We start from the raw sequence: 600 nt of genomic DNA on the forward strand, positions 1-600 counted from the left end.
TTTTTCGAGGTGAGCGAACGTCTACTTGAAGATGCGAAGCACTTCTCCATCAACTAGAATTTCATCTGGTGGGCCGTTCCGCCTAAACGCGATTGTCACAGGCGCTTCTCCGGTGGCTTTCATCACCAAGTTACCATGCTCGATTGAAGGTGTTACGAAATCCGCTTTGTATTGCCCGATGTATCGACCGCCATCCATGATGATGATTCGTTGGCCGCCGTGGATCGCGCAATCTGCGCAAGCAGGCGCCAGCCTATAACGGTAGGAATAAACGGTGAAAGTGCTCCGTTGCGCAGGCACTTTACCGACTTCCTGAATGGAGAGTTGGTCATGACGGCAATCGACCGAACCGGTAAAGCCACCTGAGATCAAAGCATCGCCAAGGCCACTTAGACATCCATCCGCAGGGCCAGCACTCGCAATACTGCCAAATGCCAAAAATCCGAAAGCTAATGCCTTAAGGGGCAGCCGATTTGTGCTCATATCCGAAGCATATCACACCAATGACCGCACTTCGCAAAACAAACCGGCGGCTTCTTTATCGGCGTATGCTGCTGGACCGGTCTTGGGCCAATTTCTTCGACGGTTTTTTTGGGGGGG

At 52.2% G+C, this 600-nt stretch carries 1 protein-coding gene; it reads right to left on the reverse strand.

The genetic code is table 11. The features are described from left to right. Window positions 1-21: 21 nt before the first annotated feature. Complete coding sequence (locus HT136_RS26110; RefSeq protein WP_214202662.1) at window positions 22-483, reverse strand: hypothetical protein; 462 nt, start codon at window positions 481-483, stop codon at window positions 22-24. Between the last annotated feature and the right edge of the window lie 117 nt (window positions 484-600).

This window comes from Novosphingobium profundi, assembly GCF_018491765.1.
GTDB lineage: Bacteria > Pseudomonadota > Alphaproteobacteria > Sphingomonadales > Sphingomonadaceae > Novosphingobium > Novosphingobium profundi.

Bases quoted from the DNA above. Each gene is read 5' to 3' on its own strand.
- HT136_RS26110 (WP_214202662.1), bottom strand. From the start codon at position 483: ATGAGCACAAATCGGCTGCCCCTTAAGGCATTAGCTTTCGGATTTTTG.